Raw genomic sequence first — 19,474 nt, 5'->3', positions numbered from 1 at the left:
TTCGGGTACGTTTCTTAGCAAATAACTTAATAATTTTATAGAGATAAGCCTTAAATGATATCATGATCTCATAAAACAAAAAAATCCCAAGCCATTACTTGGGATTTTTTAGACTGATTAATTTTTTATAAATCTGCTATATAGTATTAATTGTTTATATAAATGACTCGGCCAGTATGACATCGCCATCCTCGCGCGTAATCATAACTGTAGCTGAGCGCGGTGTCTTGCCACCAGCGATAGCGCCCCACGTATTACCAGGATGTTGAATATTGATAAATAACGTTTTGAAGTCTGGGGTCATGGTAATACCCGTCACTTCGCAGCCTTCGGGACCAACGAAAAAACGTTTGATATTATCATCACTAGCAAGCATGCCGACTGGCGTTTGTTGACCAGCCGAGGTGGTGGTAAGCGCACCATCACTCACCTTGCCCGGTAGCGCCGCCAGTAACATGCAGTTCGTGGTATCGGTATAAGCACCATCATCGGTCTGAATCCACAACACGCCACGTGGGTCAAAGTACAGGCCATCTGGCGAAGACAAATCATTGCTGGCATTTAACTGCGATAAGTTTTCTGCGGACAAACCACTAGGCGCAGCAAACAGATAAATATCCCATTCAAAGGTCGTTGCCGCATGATCGCCGCCCGCTTCTGCCCAGCGGATGATATGCCCATTGTCATTGCCACGCGCTTTGCCACCTGCTTCATAGCTGCGCGGATTGGACGCTGAAACGGGCTGGTCGTCACGCTCGCCGCGATATTTATTATTGGTCAAGGTCACGTACACTTCGCCAGTCATAGGGCTAACTGACACCCATTCAGGTCGATCCATCTTGGTTGCACCAACTGCATCGGCGGCGGCTCGGGCAAAGACTAGCACTTCATCTTGACTATTAAATGGCAGGTCGCGATTAGAAGCGTCCAGTCCGTTTTGACCATGAATCAGTGCCTTCCATTCGCCTCGACCATTTTCATTAAAGGTCGCAACGTAGAGCGTGCCTTCATTCATATACTTGTCGCCAGCTTTTAGGCCGCCACCGATATCCGCATTTGACCATGTGGCTTTGGATACAAACTTATAAATATATTCACCGCGAGCATCATCACCCATATAAAAGACCACGGGCTTGCCTTGCTCAACAGGTGCGTAGGCACAGTTTTCATGAGCAAAACGCCCCAGTGCGGTACGTTTCTGAGGTACAGATTTTGGGTCAAATGGGTCGATTTCTGTGATATAACCAAAGGTATTAAAACCATTTCGGTAATCATCGGCAGCGCTTGCCCCAACAGCGGTCATGTCCCAACGTGAGAATTCGTCAGGGATTTTGGCGTCTTTGGCCTCTGGTGTGTGCCACAGGTACTCCCAACCCGGAAAATTCTCCATAGCCCCGTAGCGTTCGCGCCCGTAGTTGTGCCCAGCGCTCAATTGACTGGCATCTTGTCCACGCGCAAATACGCCTAGGAAGTTCTCTTCGGTGGTCAGATACGTGCCCCAAGGTGACAGTCCTGCACCGCAGTTATTATTGATGCCACGCGTCTGAAAGCCTGTCGGATCAAATTTGGTCTTGACCAAATCAGAACCAGCGACAGGACCGGCTAGCTGCGCGGTCGTACTGCTGGTAATACGGCGATTGTATTTTGAATCAGCCACCATCTCATAGCCCGTACCGTCAGCACGTCTGCTCATCTCGACCACCGCAACGCCATGGCAATTGACCTCTCGGCGCACATCGCTAGCAAGGCGACGATTTTGAAATATCGGGGCGGCAGTATCATCTTGGGTCACATAGTAGCCAAACGGACTCAATTCGTTACTATTCACGTATTCATGATTCATGACCAGAAGGCCATTGTCTGACGCTTTAGCATCATACGCACCGCCTTTCTTACCAAAGAACCACATGCCATCATGGTTGTCACCCATGCGCCATTCGAACGACTCGGCAGACTGCTCACGATTGTCTTTCCACTCATCGATACCAGAAATCAGTGGTGTACCCAGTGGCAATATCATCTCCGCTTTGTAGCCTTCAGCGACGCTCATCGTTTCGGCAGTGGAGTGTGCCACTGCGGTAAACTTCAAAGCTTCCGGACGCTTGAGATCACCCTGTGCAGGAATAGCAGCATTGTTGCCTGCGCTATTATTGACAGTATTACCGTCATCGTCGTCACTACAGCCGACCAACGGTAACGCGCCAAAAAAAGCGGCTGCCGTCAATCCTGTGCCACCTTTTAAAATACTGCGGCGGTTCAAGCGGCGACTAATAATGGTTTGAAAGTCGATATTATCGCTAGGGTTAGAGTCCTCAACGACTTCGTGGGCAAGCAGTTGCTTATTATTCAATACTGTCATTATCAGTCACCTTGCTGTTAGGCTGGATTGGCGTAAAAAGGCTCGTTGCGGCTGTATTTTGTCCGCCACAACAATACGAATTACGCTTAAGTCTACCGAGCATTTATGACAGTACGTTGAAAGCCAGATGACAATTTGATGACAAACCTTTTAATGATAAAATTTTATGGCAACGGATAAAACAAAAAATCCCAAGCGTTAACTTGGGATTTTTGATGCTTGATACTTGATACTTGATACTAATCTTAGCAAGCTTATTGCACTTGCGCCTGCCATTCATGCGCGTCCAATTTTAGCATGAGCTTATCGCCTGCGTGCAATATACCAACGCCACTTGGCGTACCAGTCATAATCACATCGCCTGCTTGTAAGCTAAACGCATGACTGATATTTGCCAATAATTCATAAACTGGAAACAACATCAAAGCGCTATCGCCGTCTTGCTTCAGCGTATCATTAATGGTCAACTGATAATGCACCTCAGTAAAATCACCGAACGCTTGCGGATCGAGCCAATCAGCGAGTACACAAGCACCGTCGAAACACTTGGCACGCTCCCATGGATGACCTTTTTCTTTTAGCTCAGTTTGCAAGTCACGCAAGGTCAAATCCAGTCCCAATGTCACACCGCCGATCGCTTGCTGTGCTTGCTCAATCGTCGCGGCTGATAGGTCTGCCGATAGCTGAACACATAGTTCCGCTTCGTAATGCGTATCGCCAAACAGGTCTGGATTTGGGCGGATAACGCCTTGACGAATAGAGACCACCGCAGAGGCTGGCTTCATAAATAGCATGGGCGCGGCTGGCACCTCGTTACCCAATTCGTGAGCATGAGCGGCGTAGTTACGACCAACGCAGACGACCTTTCCGATGGGCGCGCGTAAGCTCTGATTGGCATTCTCAGCGCTGTCATCATCATTGACACTTGCGGCAATGGCATTAACTAAAGACATATGTGGTGATTGGCTCATAATAGGGCGGGTCCTCAATTCAAGTGATTGTATCTAAATGGGCTAAAAATGGCTAAATTTTGTCAAACATCGTTAAATAGCTGATTAATATCACGATATTATTTGCGCTATTTTTCTCGTTTGACTGCAACTTATCTCATTTTTGTGACCATTTTTAAAATGAGGACACGCCCCAGGCTCTCATAGCAAAATTATCAGATTTTATTAGCAAATTCAGCACTATCTAGCATAACGTTAGCGTTAAATCGTTTCAATAATAAGCCATCGGATGACAAACAACTAAGGAATCGTATTGGTCATCACATCTGGTGGCACATAGCTGGCATGACGGTTCATTCTTTTTTCAAACAGTCTAAAGCTAAATAAGATCACCCATGATAATAACAAGTAGACGATACCAGCCGCAAAGAACAACTCCATTAAGGTATAAGTACGCGCACTAATCGTACGAGCAACACCCGTGATATCCATCAAGGCAATGGTGGATGCCAACGCACTACCCTTTAGCATAAAGATGACTTCGTTACTGTAGGCTGGAATCACAATACCAAAAGCACGCGGCAAGGTAACACGTGTCAGTTTTTGCCATTTTGACATGCCAATCGCATCGGCCGCTTCTAGCTCACCAATAGGAATATTTTGAATCGCACCGCGAATGATTTCTGCCAAATAGGCACTGGTGTTGAGCGTAAAGGCAATAATAGCGCACCAATAGGCTTTGCTCAGTACCGGCTCCCATAAGAACGAATCACGTACCGCTTCGAACTGACCAAGACCATAATAAATCAAAAATATCTGCACCAGCAGCGGTGTGCCACGGAAAAAGAAAATATACAGAAAAGGAATTATCTGTACCGCCCAGCTTTTAGACAGTCTTAACAAAGCTAAAACCAAACCAAAGAGCAGCCCGATAACACCTGATATTATCACTAGTTGAACGGTCAAAACCGCGCCGCCTAGTAAGTCAGGGATATGCTCAAAAATAACCTGCCAATTCCAATCCATAGTATCTCTCCTCTACCCTATGGTCGATTGACGTTGAACGGATTGACGGCTCAGCTTTTTAGCATAGCGCGCCGCTGGATTGGCACGCCATTCAAGCCACATCATAAAGCCCGTAATCAGCATGGTTAAACCCAAATAGATAATCGCCGCCGCCATATAAAAAGTAAACGGCTGCTGTGTTGACTGCGCTGCGCGCGAGGACTGATACATGATATCTTTGAGACCAACCACCGATACCAATGCCGTGTCTTTAAGCAACACCAAAAACAGATTGCCCAATCCTGGCAAAGCAATTTGCCAGACTTGCGGCAAAGTAATGCGATAAAAAGTCTGAAAAGGACGCATGCCAATCGCTTGCGCCGCTTCACGTTGCCCTATCGGAATCTCTTGAATCGACATGCGAAAAATTTCAGTCGCATAAGCACCAAAAGCAATCGACAATGCCATGACACCGCCCCAAAACGCACTAATCTCGACATAGTCGTTATAGCCGAACTTTTTGAGAATGCTCATCAGCAGTATAGAACCGCCATAATAGATAAACAGTACCAAAAGTAACTCAGGAATCCCGCGCATCGTGGCGGTATAGACAGTCGCAAGCTTACGTAGCAGCCAAATATTCGACAGCTTCGCTGTGGCACCGAGCAGACCAAAAAACATACCGATGACCAAACTGGTCATGGCAAGTTGTATGGTGACGGTAGCGCCGCTTAATAAAAGCGCACCAAATCCTTGTAAATCAAACACAATTATCCACTCAGTCTCTTTATATTAGCAATGTTAGCAAAATATGAGTTAAAAGGATCAGCATCAATAGCTGAGCGCGGCCTAAAACCGTATCTTATATCAAATTGATACGGACAACCTAGTTAATAGCACAAAAAAAATATTTACACGATTATAGACGCGGTAATTGACACAGTAAAAATGAGCGCTGATTTTATCATACTCGCTGGACGCTATGTTAATACTGACACGTAAAAGCGCGCTCTAAATAGCTACTTATCCCTGCAAGAAGAAGAAAAATAAGCGAGATTTGACCAAAGTTGACAGTCGATAACCATTTAAACAACAGGAGGTCTTAATAACACTCAAATAACGGTATAAAAAACATAAGGCACTTCGCCAGCAAATAAAAAAGGACATTGCCATGATGGCGATGTCCTCGTTATTCATACTGCAATAGCGAATAGCACCATGATAGCAAATGGTTATTGCGCTGTGCTATCTGCTGCTGGTTGCTCAGTGTTTTCTACTGTCGCTGCACTGGTGCTGGCGGCTGATACAGTAAAGTATTTTTGATTGATTTTGTCGTAAGTACCATTGGCTTTTAAATTGGCTAATGATTCATTGAACTTCGCTTGTAGCGGATCGCCTGGGCGTACGGCTATGGCAAAATTATCATTGATATCAATTTCTTCACCTTTTAGCACATAGTTACTGCCTGATGGTGAGCTGAGCCATTCTATGGCTGGCAGTTTGTCAGATATCATCGCATCGACGCGACCTGAACCTAAGTCTAAGAACGCATTACTCAAGGTATCATATAGCTTCATATTGGCTTTTGGATAGGTATCCTCTAACCACTGTGATGAGATAGTCGAGCGCTGTGCAGCAATAGAGTGCGCATTGATATCATCGCTATTGCTCGGATTAAAGCTACTGTCTTTTTTAGCCAAAAAAACCAAAGCATTGCTAAAGTAAGAATCCGTAAAACTCACTTGCTGCTCACGCTCAGGTGTCACCGACATCGCCGCGACGATGGCATCATATTTACCAGCCTTGAGGCCAGGAATAATACCATCCCAATCTTGAGCGACAATCTCGCAAGTGACTTTCATATCGTCGCAGATAGCATTTGCTATATCTACATCGAAACCACCCAGTGTGCCATCTGCATTGGTATAGTTAAAAGGGGCATACGCGCCTTCAGTACCAATACGTAATACTTCTTTTGTATCAGCAGCGGTGGCCTCGGTAGCTTCTGAATTGCTATCATCAGCACTATCTTGACTATTGCTACAACCCGCTAACATAAAGACCGATACCATGCCCAGTAGCGACATTGACCAGCGGCTGGTCGTTACCAGTTTTTTGACTGGGGCACAAGTCATACTGCTGGCTGGAACAAGATAGTTGCTCATGATCATCCTTGATTTTTATGTTAGAAAAACAACTTCGTAAAACAAGGCTTGCCTGATACAGGCAAGCCTTGTTTTAGTTGGTCGCGGCTTCTGTTTGCTCTTCTTCAGCAATCATCGCATTGGCATCGACATTACCTTCGTCAACAACGACTACTTGCTCAACACTGCCAGTAGCAGTCGTTTTTTGCGCGGCAGCCGTAGTGCTGGTGCCAAAATAACTGCCAGTGATTTGATCATAGGTGCCATTGGCTTTTAGCTCGGCCAACGCTGCGTTAAACTTGGCGACTAATGGATCGCCTTTACGGAAGGCAATACCCATGGCATCATCGTTGGTGCTGATTTCTTGGCCTTTGACTTCGTAGTCTTTACCTGCTTCAGTTTTTAACCAGTCGATACCCGTTACTTTATCCGACATCATCGCGCGCACACGACCTGAGGTCAGATCCAGATAGGCATTGTCTTGAGTGTCATAAAGCTTGATATCAGCATTGTCATGCTCATCTTGCAGATATTGCGAGGCAACCGTTGAACGCTGTGAAGCGATTGGCTGACCTTCGAGACCTTCTACGCTGATATCATCACCTTTTTTACCGATTAAGATGATGCCACTGTGAAAATAAGGGTCGCTAAACTCTACAACTTCTTTGCGTTCAGGGGTGATTGACATACCAGCAATGGTTGCATCAAACTTCTGTGCGTTCAGTCCTGGAATCAAACCATCCCAATCTTGCGAGATAACTTCGCACTCTGCTTTCATTTGTGCACATAATGCGTCAACCAACTCAATCTCATAGCCAATCAGTTTGCCATCGGCATCTGTGTAGCTAAAAGGCTTATAGCTTGATTCGGTCGCGATTTTGATATTCAAAGGGGTGTCGCTCGCTGCATCCGCTTCGGCACTGTCTGCTGGTGCTGAGCTGTTATTACACCCTGCCAGCATTAGCATGGCCGCGCTTAGCGGCGCAAGCCACAAAGCTTTCTTAGTCATTGATGAGGTCATTGAAATTGTCATACCTATTGTTCCTTAATATATTTACCAGCCGTGTATTAACCCACTACGCGTTGATCGATACTGATTGATCAACGCACTCTGTTACAAGCTCATTTATCAACGCTTACTGACCGAAGTTGATTTGCTCAAGACGTGCCAGCTCACCGTTACTACGGATTTCGCTCAGCGCTTTGTTGAAGTCGTCTCTGAGTGGGTCGTCCTTACGGACGGCAATGGCAATATTATCGTCATTGTCAATTTCGTCACCAACAACACCGAAACCTTCTGGATTGTCTGCTAACCATGATTTGGCTGAGACTTTTTCAGCCAATACTGCGTCACTACGTCCAGATTTTAGATCCAAATAGGCATTGTCATAATTATCATAAAGCTTAACGGTGTTGCCATCTTTGCCTTCATAATTATCTTGTAGATACGCACCAGGCGTCGTTGAACGTTGACCGCCCAGCGTTAGGCTTTTGATCGACGTAGGATCAAAACTGCCTTTGGTATCGGTCAGCCATACCATGGTATTGGCGAAGTAAGGCTCACTGAAATCAACTTTTTCTTGACGCTCAGCAGTGATGGACATACCAGCGACCACAGCATCATATTTTTGTGCCAATAGACCCGGAATAATACCGTCCCAATCTTGGGCAACGATTTCGCATTTGGCCTGCATTTGGTCACATAAGGCATTAGCAACGTCGATATCAAAACCTGCCAACGTGCCATCGGCATTGGTATAGTTAAAAGGAGGGTAAGCGCCTTCAGTTGCGATACGAATGGTCTTGCCAGCCGTTTCTGCCGCGGGTGCATCAGCGTTGGCACCAGCCGTTTCATCGGCAGGCTGACTACAAGCACTCAGCATTAACGCTGCAGTGACGGTCATCGATGACCATAATAGGCGAGAATTAGACATCATACATTCCTTAAATTCTAATGGGTTTTAATGTAGGGCTCTGATATTTTGTTCTCTGACTTCCCTGCCAGACAAGAAATATAGATAGCAGAAGATACAAGCAGCCGTCATTATTGACCGCCTGTAAGCCTTTTGATAATACCTGAGTAAAATATCAAAAACAAACGTTTTGCATACCGACTGTTATTATTGGGTAATAAATAGCTAACGACAATTACCAATCAGAAAGTTGAGTGGCTTAAGTTATATGTCATAAAAGATAGTCCACAATAAGCGGCTAACTGTTTTGACGATGCGATGCCATAAAGTCTTTGACACGCTCAGAGGTAGGATTGTCAAAGATTTGTTCGGGCGTACCCATCTCCTCAACGACTCCTTGATGTAAGAATACGACTTGGCTAGACACTTCGCGGGCAAAACGCATCTCATGCGTGACGATCAGCATCGTGCGCCCTTCTTCTGCCAACTCACGCATGACTGCCAGCACTTCATTCACTAGCTCAGGGTCTAAGGCAGACGTTGGCTCATCAAATAACAATACCCGTGGCTGCATAGCAAGAGCACGGGCAATGGCGACACGTTGACGCTGACCACCAGATAGATTGGCAGGGTAAGCATCTTTTTTGTCAAGTAAACCCACTTTATCAAGCAGCTGCTCGGCATCACTGATCGCTTGATCTTTTTTAATTTTTAAAACTTGCGTTGGCCCTTCGATGATGTTTTGCAAAATCGTTTTGTGCGGCCACAAGTTGAAGTTCTGAAAGACGAAGCCCACACGCGCACGCAAACTCTCCAGTTGCTTGATATCTGAGGCTTGTAGCTCACCTGATTTGCCAGGCTTTAACATCAGCTCTTCATTACCGATGATAATACGACCTTGATTAGGCTTTTCAAGCAAATTAATACAGCGCAATAAGGTGGATTTTCCAGAGCCAGAAGAGCCCAAAATAGAGATCACATCACCATCATAGGCAGTGAGCGATACCCCTTTTAGCACTGCCAATGAGCCATAGCTTTTATGGACGTCTTGTAGATCTAAGGCGATAGGACGAGTCGGGTTTTTTGCAGTATCAAGCATGGTTCAGCAGGCTTCCAATATATATGAGTGAAAACGAAAATAAAAAACAGCATCGTATAGAGTATAAAGCAATGCCTTACATACCACCTTAATAGGATAGCGCGATGGCTAAGACACCATAAGAGAGGTATTGTCTCCTATAATGCAGAGAAAACGCAAACTTTGCGCAGCATTAGCTCGTGAATCATCCAATGGACTGCTGGCACAAAAAAAGCCCAGACCGCATTTAGGTGCTGAGCTTTATTTTATCACTTTAGTGTACTAGGCGTTGTTTTATCTGATGGTAACATCACATCTTAAATAGTGTTTATTAATAGTGTTTATTGATAGCCTGTGATTAGTACGTTGAAACATGCTCTGAGCTTTCAGTACCATCCAACACTTCTGTATCATCTGCGGTTGCTACTGCCACATCATCATTTGCACCAACAGCCATGCCATCATCGGCACTTGCAATGGCAATATCATCAGAGCTACTTGCAGTCGCGCTCTCCTCTACTGCTGTTTGTGCATTTACTGCCGGTTCAGTCTCCATTGGTGACTCATCTTTTTTGCCGCAAGCACTTAACGCCAGTGCCCCTGCGACCAGCCCAACTGTCAGCCAGTTTTTATATGCATATTGTTTAGTAGCCATGTCAATTCTCCATTACCTATGGTCTTTTGATTCAACACTATCTATCGATAGCGTTACTGTCTTAGTGCTTACTATACTGACGATACATCACGGCTACCTTAGTATTTACAGCGCAGTTCTGTTAAAGACACGTAAAGATAGAGTGGTGTATTGATAACAGTTATCCAATAAGAAACGCAGAATAAGACAAACAAAACAGCACCAGATAAGCCCTCATAAGCGCTTTGTAAAGCGGGCTCTGTTCACAAAATCATCTTTACTATCGCCTCAATCTCCTCTATGTTAAATAGCATAATGCCATATGGGCATCCAAAGCTGCTTTTTTTGCTAAATTTTCGCCTCTTTAGGCGCTTTTATTTATTTAGAACATGTATTACTATAAGGAAAAATTTATGAGTCAATCAAACATCACAGACGTTACCACCTATATGCAATCTGTTGGTAAGCAAGCACGCGCGGCATCACGTGCCCTTGCAGCAGCCAATACGAGCGACAAAAATACCGCCCTTATGTCAATCTATGACGTATTGCTAGAGGCGAAAAAAGATATTTTGTCTGCCAATAAAATCGATATGGACAACGGTCGAAAGAACGACTTAGACGCCGCCCTACTTGATCGTCTAGAGCTAAACGATGCGCGCTTCGATGGTATGTTACAAGGTCTAAAAGACGTATCGGCGCTACCTGATCCTATCGGCGAAGTCACTGACATGACTTACCAACCATCGGGGATTCATTTGGGCAAAATGCGAGTACCACTCGGCGTGGTCGGTATGATTTATGAGTCGCGTCCTAACGTAACACTAGAAGCCGCCTCTTTAGCCTTAAAATCAGGCAATGCGATTATCTTGCGCGGTGGCTCTGAAGCTTTTGAATCCAATCAAGCAATCGCCAAATGTATCTTAGAAGGTCTAAAAAAAGTCGGACTGTCTGAGCACAGTGTGCAAGTATTACAAACGACCGATCGCGCTGCTGTCGGCGAGCTGATTACGATGACAGAATATGTCGATGTCATCGTCCCACGCGGCGGCAAAGGTTTGATTGAGCGTATCAGCCGTGATGCCAAAGTCCCTGTGATTAAGCATTTGGACGGTAACTGCCACACCTTTATTGACAGTGATGCTGATCCTGAGATTGCTATCAAAGTCAGCGTCAATGCCAAAACGCATCGCTATGGCACTTGTAATACCATGGAGACACTATTGGTCGATGAATCAGTCGCGGGTGAGCTATTACCAAAAATTGCTGAAGCCATCGTTCAAGCCGATGATGCCATGCAACTACGCCTTGATGACAAGTCGCAAGCCATCTTGAATGACAATGCTGCGCTCAAAGGCCATCTATCTGCCGCAACTGCTGAAGACTGGGATACCGAATATTTAGCCCCTATCTTGGCGGTAAAAGTCTTGTCAGGTATTGACGAAGCCATCGAACATATCAATACCCATGGCAGCCATCATACCGATGTCATCATTACTGATAACTATACCAAGTCGCAACGCTTCATCCGCGAAGTGGATTCTGCCAGCGTCATGATTAACGCCTCTAGCCGTTTTGCTGATGGATTCGAATACGGTCTGGGTGCTGAGATTGGTATCTCAACGGACAAAATCCATGCGCGTGGCCCTGTCGGTCTCGAAGGTCTGACTTCACAAAAATGGATCGTTTATGGTCATGGTGAGACACGCGCTTAGCTTATTGCGTCCCACCCTATCATCTACCGTTTAACTTAACGTATAATCAAAAAAAACGTCAGCTTAATTGCTGGCGTTTTTTTATGAATGACAATATGTTATATATGCTGCATACCCGTTATTTTGTATACAAATAATCTACAGGAAAACTGACCCATGCAAAGTGGCAAGATTAAGCACTGGAACCAAGATAAAGGCTATGGCTTTATCGATGTAGACGATCAAAATGAGGATGTGTTTTTTCATGTCAGTAAAGTTCGATTGTCACAGCCGATAACCGTCGGTCAAAGCGTCTATTTCAATAGTGTACGTAATGATAAAGACCAATTACGAGCCACTGAAGTCACGTCATCTTCACTGAGTATTGAACCAGACACTGACAATGACACTGCGTCAAATGTGCCCAAGCACAGGCCTAATAATGCCAAACGAAATAGCCAGCACAACAGTCGTAGCTCAAATCACAGCAGTCGCGTCTCAAATCGCAGTAATCAAAGCGGTAATCAAAATAGGAGAAGCTTAGGCTCTACCCTATTTAGCCTCATCGCTATTATCGCCGTCGCGTTTTATTTCTTTGGTGACTTAAAATCCACTTTCTTTGGTGACTTAAAATCCACTTTCTTTGCTGATGGTGTTGAGTCGACGACCATATCGGCATCTAAAAGCTCAAGCCCAGCAACCAACTCTGGCGTAACGGGTGATGCTCAGATAGATAGGACGGTAGCGCTCATTCAGCAAGGTGGGCCTTTTCCTTATCCGAATAAAGATGGCACGACGTTTTATAATCGTGAGGGCAGATTACCCGCGCAGTCGCAAGGCTATTACCGTGAATACACCGTACCTACCCCTAATATGTCACATCGCGGCGCGCGGCGTATCGTTACCGGAGACTATCCACCTACCGTTTATTACTTGACGGTCGACCATTATGATAGCTTTAGAAAATTGGAGGTGAATTAAAATGAGTGAAGCCATCCACTATGTTAATCAAAACCACATTAACCAAAACGGTACAGCACTACATGCGGTCATTCCTACTGAGGCTGTTACCATACCCGTGGGTGACGCACTGGATAAAACCACGCTATTAATGAGTCTAGCCCGCGCCTGTGACTTCCCCAGTTATTTTTCGCACAACTGGGACAGCGCGTGGGACTGCTTGACAGATAGCGAGGTGGTGCATTTAATGCTTGATTTGACGGTGATAAAAAGGATAAATACCGAAGATTTCAATGTCTTTAAGAGCATCATTGAGGATGCCTATAGAGAATTTGGCAAACCACAACTGTGGATCATTGTGCCATCTGAGGACGAACTCTAATCACTGAGCGTAGCTGATAGTCACCGATAATTAGTCGTAATCATAGAAACCTGAATTCGAGATAAAGCCATATTTATCCCGAATTCAGGTTAATTTATTTTATAGAAAGGATTAACCTATGGAGATTACCTTAAACGGTTATTACACATTGATATTAGCCACCTTGGTGCTGCTACTTGGCCGATTTTTGGTGAAGAGAGTCAAGTTTTTAGAAGATTTTAATATTCCCGAACCGGTTGCCGGTGGTTTGGTCGCTGCTATTATCGTCTATATTCTCAATATGGTTTGGGGGTATAGTTTCAATTTTCACCAAGGATTACAGACGGCGACCATGCTGATGTTCTTTGCATCTATTGGCTTAAGTGCTGATTTTGGCAGGCTAAAAGCCGGTGGTACGCCCTTATTAATTTTCACTGTCGTAGTCTCCGTCTTCATCATTTTACAAGATATCGTTGGCGTGGCAATGGCAAGTGCCTTGGGGCTTGATCCTCTGCTCGGTCTAGTCACCGGCTCTATCGCCTTGACTGGTGGGCATGGTACGGCAGGTGCTTGGGGCATTACTTTAGAAGAAGACTACGGCGTGGTCGGTGCGACAACGCTTGGTATTGCTGTTGCTACTTATGGTTTGGTCGCAGGTGGTATCGTCGGTGGCCCTGTTGCCCGTCGTTTAATTAATCGACTTGGACTAAAGCCCACACCTGCCAACCCACACCCTAGTGATATTGAAAAAGTCGCGGGCGCGCAGTCGTTATATAGTACCAAGCATGACGAGGATAACGCGCACAGTGATAAAGAAATCTTTGAGAGACCAGATAGCATGCGCTTTATCACTGCGTCTTCTACTATCGAAACATTAGCGCTCTTTGCTGCGGCATTGGCTTTTGCAGAAGTGATGACACTGGTAGCAGAGGGTACATGGTTTGAGTTGCCTACTTTCGTATGGGCATTGGCAGGCGGCGTTATCATTCGAAATGTGCTAACGATGGTCTTCAATTTTGATATGTTTGACCGTTCGATTGATGTGTTCGGTAATGCCTCTTTGAGTCTATTTTTAGCCATGGCGCTGCTGTCTTTGAAGCTATGGCAATTGACTGATCTAGCCGGCCCTGTATTGATTATCTTGTTGGTGCAGACAGTCATCATGATTATTTATGTCTATTTTATTACCTTTAAAGTCATGGGTAAAAACTATGATGCGGCTGTTTTGTCAGCGGGACATTGCGGTTTTGGTATGGGTGCAACACCCACAGCGATTGCGAATATGCAGGCAGTCACTGACCGCTATCTGCCTTCGCCTAAGGCGTTTTTGATTGTGCCAATGGTTGGTGCTTTCTTTGTTGATATTGTCAATGCGACGGTATTGCAGATATTTACGAAGTTGCCGTTTATGTAGGCTGTGATGCTGTCACAGATCAAAATTTAATAGCTATCTAGCAAACAACGAATGCTAGACATCGAAAAGCCCGCCAAGACTAATCTTGGCGGGCTTTTTTAATTATCAAGTTATAATAGAGTGTTCAATCAAACCCATTATTTATACTTTTTAATTTCACCACTTTTCACACGAGCTATGAAAGAATTAACCTCTCTTTTCACAATTGGCATCAAGAAGTATAGACCGATGATGTTAAAGATCGCCATAGCGAACAGAGCCGCATCTGAGAAGTCGATAACGAAGCTAAACTGTACGATGGTACCGATAACAACGAAGACTAAGAAGATAAGTTTGTATATCATCTCGCCGCCTTTACCTTCACCAAAGAGATACGTCCAAGCTTTTAGACCATAGTATGACCATGAGATCATCGTTGAAAAAGCAAACAATAATACCGCGACAGCTAGGAAATACTGGAAGATAGGCGCCGTTTCCATAAAGGCAGCACGGGTTAGATCCACACCAGTGAGCGCTTGTGTTTGCAAGTTTGCAACAGTGTTCACCCCAGAGATCGTAATAACGAGCGCCGTCATAGTACAGATAACAACCGTATCAATGAAAGGCTCTAACAGCGCTACTAAACCTTCAGTAGCAGGCTCTTTGGTTTTTACCGCTGAGTGAGCAATAGCGGCTGAACCAACACCCGCCTCGTTAGAAAAAGTCGCACGTTTTAAACCTTGAATTAACGCGCCAATAAAACCACCAGCCACGCCAGCACCAGTGAAGGCACCCGTGAAAATCTCGCCAAATGCGGCGCCGATATGATTAAAGTTTGCAACCAGTACGATGACACTCATTGTGATATACAATAAAGCCATAAAAGGTACAACTTTTTCGGTAACGGTTGCAATGCGTGGCATACCACCAATGATAACCATACCGACTAAAAACGCTAAGCCAATACCAAAGAATATACTGTAATCCGTTGGAATGCTAAAAGTAGAGCTCATGACTGCAAAGGCTTGGTTACCCTGAAACATGTTACCAGCACCAAAAGTGGCCAATATACACATAAGGGCAAAACCGACGGCTAACACCTTACCCAATCCACCCATACCACGTTCAGCCATACCGCGGCTTAGGTAGTACATAGGTCCACCTGATACGGCACCAGAAGGCAGGATCGTACGGTATTTGACACCTAACGTACACTCTACAAACTTGGTCGCCATACCGAACAGACCAACCATAATCATCCAAAAGGTAGCACCAGGTCCACCAATGGCGAGTGCTGCACCGACACCTGCAATATTACCGAGACCAACCGTACCTGACAAAGCAGTAGCTAGTGCTTGAAAATGGCTGACCTCGCCTTCTTCTTTGACAGCAGGGTTTGGATCAGTATATTTGCCTCTGACAATATCTAAAGACAAGCCTATATGACGAAACTGAATAAAGCCAAAATAAAAAGTAAAGACTAATGCGGCAACTAATAACCAACCTACAATTAGCGGAAAGCTTACTTCGCCAAGAGGTACTGAAAAGAAAATAAGATCGACGAACCAGCCAAATATACTGGCCATAAAGCCATCGAGACCTGCTCCAAATGCTGCTAGACCTGATTGTTGTTCTGCTGCTTGCGCAAGAGTAGTGCTAAGTAATAGCATCGTTGCGACTAAATATTGTTTTTTCATGTAAATCCCTTTAGTGAAAATAATATTTATACAGTTATTTACAGCGATACTGGTACAAAGTGTAATTATTTATTGTACTTTGTATCAGTATTATTACTAAATGTTCAATGCCGACTATATACTAATACTTTTGTATAAACAAAAACATTTACACATTTTTCTCAATTAAACATCAACTTAGCGCTTTAAAGCTGATAGCCGAACTCAGTCAAGATCACTATAATTATCGAAAAATGTCGGTAGTATTTTTTAGTATAAATAACAGACTTAAATATAATTAAAAGGGCGAAATGACAATATCAACACAGGTTTGCGTTAAATGATCTAAGACTTGTAGAGAGTAATAACAAAAAAACCGCTAAGCAAAAGCTTAGCGGTTTTTTTTATTACCATTCTAAAGTTTACTGATTTTTAGCATAGACTGGCAATTCTGCACAGATCGCCTCTACTTTACCGCGTACTTCAGTCGCAACCGCTTCATCACCACGGCTGTCTAACACATCGCAAATCCAACCTGCCAAATCACCCGCTTGCGCTTCGTTGAAGCCGCGAGTAGTAATGGCTGGTGTACCGATACGAATACCAGACGTCACGAATGGTGATTTTGGATCGTTTGGTACCGCGTTTTTGTTCACAGTGATGTGAGCGTCGCCAAGCCATTTATCGGCTTCTTTACCCGTCATTTCTTGCTTAACCAAGCTGATCAGCATGAGATGATTTTCAGTACCACCAGAGATGATTTCATAGCCACGCTCTTGGATGACTTTTGCCATTGCTTGTGCGTTTTTCACTACTTGCTGCTGATAGGTTTTGAAGTTGTCTTCTAAAGCTTCTTTAAAGCAAACTGCTTTTGCCGCGATGACATGCATCAACGGGCCACCTTGGTTGCCTGGGAATACGGCTGAGTTTAGTTTCTTAGCTAGCACTTCATCACGAGCCAAAATCATACCTGAACGTGGGCCACGTAGGGTTTTGTGCGTGGTGGTCGTCACGACATCAGCGAACGGTACTGGGCTTGGGTAAACACCACCAGCGATAAGACCAGCAACGTGTGCCATATCGACCAATAAGTAAGCGCCGACTTCATCAGCGATTTCGCGGAAACGTGCCCAATCGACCACTTGCGAATACGCTGAAAAACCAGCAATAATCATTTTTGGCTTGTGCTCACGCGCTAAACTCTCTACTTGGTCATAATCAATAAGACCAGTACCGTCTACCAATCCATATTGCACGGCATTGTAGTTCAGACCTGAGAAGTTAATATGTGCGCCATGAGTCAAGTGACCACCAGCGTCTAAGCTCATGCCTAGTACCGTGTCATTTGCTTCTAGCAATGCTAAAAATACGGCAGAGTTTGCTTGGCTACCAGAATGCGGCTGAACGTTGACATATTCAGCGCCGAACAACTCTTTTGCACGGTCAATGGCCAATTGTTCAACGACATCGACATGCTCACAACCACCATAGTAACGCTTGCCAGGATAGCCTTCTGCGTACTTGTTAGTAAGGTCCGTACCTTGCGCTTCCATCACTGCTTGTGAGCAGTAGTTTTCAGACGCAATCAATTCGATATGATTTTCTTGACGAACGCTTTCTGCAGCCATCGCTTCAGCAAGTACTGGATCAAACTCTTTGATAGAAATATCTTTAAACATAGTGATGTCCTAGGTAGTGACTTTCGTTAAAAGACGTTATTAAAAAACGTCATTGAAAATAAGCTATAGCCTACCCGCAATAAAACCATTACTGCGCCAACATCGCTTAAAGTACATTGGCACTTTTGTGCGTAGTTTACCAGTATTAGAGTTATTTTAGATTGGCTGTATTAGCGAAGATTAATAGGAGTAAGCGAGGAAATCGGTCTGTCATTGGCTTATCCAGTTCGGCAATAAATAAGATACGAGTGGGTATCGCTATCATCGCTTTAGACTAAGTGTAACATGAAATTTCATGCTGCGAGCGCAAAAAATCTCACCTTAAGATGAGTGAATTAAATGACCATATAACACAGATAAATAGCCAATAAAATAAAGGATTTACCCGCTCTAAATCAATAGAAAGCTGTCTATAACTCAAAAAATAGCCATCTGAAGATGACTGTTTTCAAATCTATTTTTTAATCTACAGCCATATGCATTTAATTAAAGCATGGCGCTAATGAACTATTGGATGCTGACCAATGGCTTAGAAACCCAACCTTCACCTTTATCACTTTGTACATGATAGTAGCCATTTTGTTCAGTGCCCATGTAAATCATAATTTCTTGCTGAGATAAGATAGCGATTGGGTTTGAAGCTTTATTGGCCTGTGAATGCAGTTTGGTACTTTGTAATTTGCCAGACAATATAGAACCAGAAACCAGCTTTCCCGTATTGCTCTGAGTGTTTTGAGCCACCGTTTCTGTAAAGCCTACTTCTTCGCCTAAGTCAGACACCGCTTGTTTGCTACCTCTGATGGTATCGGCCGTTCTACCAATTGAGCTGATGGTGTTTTGCACCTCATAAATACTATCCAAAAAACCAGCGTTTGCGTTAACAGATAAAGCAAGCAATGACGTGCTGACCGCTAGCAAGACCATGGATTTTGACGATACAGATAGCAACGGCTTTAATAAACTCATAAGAAGTTCCTGATGTTAAGAAAAGTATAAAAATGTTACCCGAATGTATTTATACCATATTCTTAAATTACCAAACAACTGTTAATTCCATAATAGTGCCAATTTGTCTTTTATGTATCATGCTTCACTTGTCATTTTCATAGCCACTCCAATTTGCTATGCATCATTGGCTAAGAATGCTGGCAAAAAGGTTTCGCTAATCATTAGCGTGCGCCCATACCAATCATAACGCGTTTGTCGTTGCCAGCCAGCATCGGTATGACTGATAAAACGCTGATTGGGTAGAGTGCGACGACGTTTAAATAAAACATAGCCGATGGGCGTGCCTTTTAGCTGTTGCAGCCGCCGCGCGTTGCCTTTTAGAGTCGATAAAGGAAAGATACTTTGCGCTTCTACCCACGGCTGCTCATCATTACCATATAACTGTACTTCACGTATCCACGCCAGTAATGGACGATTCAGCATTGAGCCTTGTAGCCCTAGTTGTCTTTTTTGTTGCAACGTTAAGGGTCGAAAGCCCTCAAAACTGCGTTCTACGCGTAATGGCTGCCCTGCTCTTTTTTCTAATACGGCAGTTAGAGAACCTTCGGCATTGAGCCAAGGCAATAGCTCAGAGGGCGGGATAAAAGTGGCAGGACAAGCATAAGAGTTACTGGACATAG

At 44.4% G+C, this 19,474-nt stretch carries 17 protein-coding genes; 4 read left to right on the top strand and 13 right to left on the bottom strand.

Features of this window, described 5'->3' with window-relative positions; genetic code table 11:
• Positions 1–154: 154 nt before the first annotated feature.
• From IOD06_RS10245 to IOD06_RS10205, 9 genes are all read right to left on the bottom strand, one after another.
• Complete coding sequence (locus tag IOD06_RS10245; RefSeq protein ID WP_194620793.1) at positions 155–2,359, bottom strand: PhoX family phosphatase; 2,205 nt, start codon at positions 2,357–2,359, stop codon at positions 155–157.
• A gap of 254 nt (positions 2,360–2,613) precedes the next feature.
• The gene (locus IOD06_RS10240; RefSeq protein ID WP_227669988.1) at positions 2,614–3,330 is read right to left on the bottom strand and encodes a fumarylacetoacetate hydrolase family protein; all 717 of its coding nucleotides are present in this window, start codon (positions 3,328–3,330) and stop codon (positions 2,614–2,616) included.
• A gap of 279 nt (positions 3,331–3,609) precedes the next feature.
• Positions 3,610–4,335 (bottom strand): ABC transporter permease, encoded by a 726-nt coding sequence (locus IOD06_RS10235; RefSeq protein ID WP_194620792.1) that lies wholly within the window; start codon positions 4,333–4,335, stop codon positions 3,610–3,612.
• Between the two features lie 12 nt (positions 4,336–4,347).
• Positions 4,348–5,082, bottom strand: coding sequence for an ABC transporter permease (locus IOD06_RS10230; RefSeq protein ID WP_010201853.1), 735 nt, complete (start codon positions 5,080–5,082; stop codon positions 4,348–4,350).
• Between the two features lie 464 nt (positions 5,083–5,546).
• Positions 5,547–6,479, bottom strand: a complete 933-nt coding sequence (locus IOD06_RS10225) for an ABC transporter substrate-binding protein (protein ID WP_194620791.1) — start codon at positions 6,477–6,479, stop codon at positions 5,547–5,549.
• A gap of 73 nt (positions 6,480–6,552) precedes the next feature.
• Positions 6,553–7,491: a transporter substrate-binding domain-containing protein gene (locus IOD06_RS10220; protein WP_194620790.1), complete on the bottom strand. Its 939-nt coding sequence runs from the start codon at positions 7,489–7,491 to the stop codon at positions 6,553–6,555.
• 103 nt (positions 7,492–7,594) lie between these two features.
• Positions 7,595–8,395 carry a transporter substrate-binding domain-containing protein gene (locus tag IOD06_RS10215; RefSeq protein WP_189582843.1) on the bottom strand — a complete coding sequence of 267 codons (801 nt, stop codon included), beginning with the start codon at positions 8,393–8,395 and terminating at the stop codon, positions 7,595–7,597.
• 274 nt (positions 8,396–8,669) lie between these two features.
• Positions 8,670–9,470, bottom strand: coding sequence for an ABC transporter ATP-binding protein (locus tag IOD06_RS10210; protein WP_010201862.1), 801 nt, complete (start codon positions 9,468–9,470; stop codon positions 8,670–8,672).
• Between the two features lie 337 nt (positions 9,471–9,807).
• The gene (locus IOD06_RS10205) at positions 9,808–10,104 is read right to left on the bottom strand and encodes a hypothetical protein (RefSeq protein ID WP_194620789.1); all 297 of its coding nucleotides are present in this window, start codon (positions 10,102–10,104) and stop codon (positions 9,808–9,810) included.
• 392 nt (positions 10,105–10,496) lie between these two features.
• On the opposite strand from IOD06_RS10205, the gene IOD06_RS10200 reads away from it, so the two are divergent.
• From IOD06_RS10200 to gltS, 4 genes are all read left to right on the top strand, one after another.
• Positions 10,497–11,798, top strand: a complete 1,302-nt coding sequence (locus IOD06_RS10200) for a glutamate-5-semialdehyde dehydrogenase (RefSeq protein WP_010201865.1) — start codon at positions 10,497–10,499, stop codon at positions 11,796–11,798.
• Positions 11,799–11,954: 156 nt separating this feature from the next.
• Entirely contained in the window at positions 11,955–12,758 is an 804-nt protein-coding gene (locus tag IOD06_RS13750) for a ribonuclease domain-containing protein (RefSeq protein ID WP_194620788.1), read from the top strand.
• Position 12,759: 1 nt separating this feature from the next.
• Positions 12,760–13,119 (top strand): barstar family protein, encoded by a 360-nt coding sequence (locus tag IOD06_RS10190; protein ID WP_194620787.1) that lies wholly within the window; start codon positions 12,760–12,762, stop codon positions 13,117–13,119.
• 118 nt (positions 13,120–13,237) lie between these two features.
• The gene (gltS, locus tag IOD06_RS10185) at positions 13,238–14,512 is read left to right on the top strand and encodes a sodium/glutamate symporter (protein WP_194620786.1); all 1,275 of its coding nucleotides are present in this window, start codon (positions 13,238–13,240) and stop codon (positions 14,510–14,512) included.
• A gap of 137 nt (positions 14,513–14,649) precedes the next feature.
• Here gltS and IOD06_RS10180 read toward each other — a convergent pair whose 3' ends face one another.
• The 4 genes from IOD06_RS10180 to IOD06_RS10165 form a co-directional block, all read right to left on the bottom strand.
• Entirely contained in the window at positions 14,650–16,188 is a 1,539-nt protein-coding gene (locus IOD06_RS10180) for a sodium:alanine symporter family protein (RefSeq protein ID WP_194620785.1), read from the bottom strand.
• Between the two features lie 401 nt (positions 16,189–16,589).
• Entirely contained in the window at positions 16,590–17,846 is a 1,257-nt protein-coding gene (gene glyA, locus IOD06_RS10175) for a serine hydroxymethyltransferase (RefSeq protein ID WP_010201884.1), read from the bottom strand.
• A gap of 507 nt (positions 17,847–18,353) precedes the next feature.
• Positions 18,354–18,812, bottom strand: coding sequence for an SH3 domain-containing protein (locus IOD06_RS10170; protein ID WP_189582879.1), 459 nt, complete (start codon positions 18,810–18,812; stop codon positions 18,354–18,356).
• A 156-nt stretch (positions 18,813–18,968) separates the two neighbouring features.
• The gene (locus IOD06_RS10165) at positions 18,969–19,472 is read right to left on the bottom strand and encodes a chorismate lyase (protein WP_189582882.1); all 504 of its coding nucleotides are present in this window, start codon (positions 19,470–19,472) and stop codon (positions 18,969–18,971) included.
• Between the last annotated feature and the right edge of the window lie 2 nt (positions 19,473–19,474).

The sequence above is a fragment of the Psychrobacter sp. N25K4-3-2 genome (assembly GCF_015351755.1).
GTDB lineage: Bacteria > Pseudomonadota > Gammaproteobacteria > Pseudomonadales > Moraxellaceae > Psychrobacter > Psychrobacter glaciei.
Note: the sequence above shows the minus strand (reverse complement) of the source record. Positions and strands in the feature narration are given on the sequence as shown.

Coding starts and splice junctions, on each gene's coding strand:
- IOD06_RS10235 (WP_194620792.1), bottom strand. CDS start 4,335: ATGGATTGGAATTGGCAGGTTATTTTTGAGCATATCCCTGACTTACTA.
- IOD06_RS10220 (WP_194620790.1), bottom strand. CDS start 7,491: ATGACAATTTCAATGACCTCATCAATGACTAAGAAAGCTTTGTGGCTT.
- IOD06_RS10240 (WP_227669988.1), bottom strand. CDS start 3,330: ATGAGCCAATCACCACATATGTCTTTAGTTAATGCCATTGCCGCAAGT.
- glyA (WP_010201884.1), bottom strand. CDS start 17,846: ATGTTTAAAGATATTTCTATCAAAGAGTTTGATCCAGTACTTGCTGAA.
- IOD06_RS10225 (WP_194620791.1), bottom strand. CDS start 6,479: ATGAGCAACTATCTTGTTCCAGCCAGCAGTATGACTTGTGCCCCAGTC.
- IOD06_RS10215 (WP_189582843.1), bottom strand. CDS start 8,395: ATGATGTCTAATTCTCGCCTATTATGGTCATCGATGACCGTCACTGCA.
- IOD06_RS10205 (WP_194620789.1), bottom strand. CDS start 10,104: ATGGCTACTAAACAATATGCATATAAAAACTGGCTGACAGTTGGGCTG.
- IOD06_RS13750 (WP_194620788.1), top strand. CDS start 11,955: ATGCAAAGTGGCAAGATTAAGCACTGGAACCAAGATAAAGGCTATGGC.
- IOD06_RS10210 (WP_010201862.1), bottom strand. CDS start 9,470: ATGCTTGATACTGCAAAAAACCCGACTCGTCCTATCGCCTTAGATCTA.
- IOD06_RS10190 (WP_194620787.1), top strand. CDS start 12,760: ATGAGTGAAGCCATCCACTATGTTAATCAAAACCACATTAACCAAAAC.
- IOD06_RS10245 (WP_194620793.1), bottom strand. CDS start 2,359: ATGACAGTATTGAATAATAAGCAACTGCTTGCCCACGAAGTCGTTGAG.
- IOD06_RS10165 (WP_189582882.1), bottom strand. CDS start 19,472: ATGTCCAGTAACTCTTATGCTTGTCCTGCCACTTTTATCCCGCCCTCT.
- IOD06_RS10170 (WP_189582879.1), bottom strand. CDS start 18,812: ATGAGTTTATTAAAGCCGTTGCTATCTGTATCGTCAAAATCCATGGTC.
- IOD06_RS10200 (WP_010201865.1), top strand. CDS start 10,497: ATGAGTCAATCAAACATCACAGACGTTACCACCTATATGCAATCTGTT.
- IOD06_RS10180 (WP_194620785.1), bottom strand. CDS start 16,188: ATGAAAAAACAATATTTAGTCGCAACGATGCTATTACTTAGCACTACT.
- gltS (WP_194620786.1), top strand. CDS start 13,238: ATGGAGATTACCTTAAACGGTTATTACACATTGATATTAGCCACCTTG.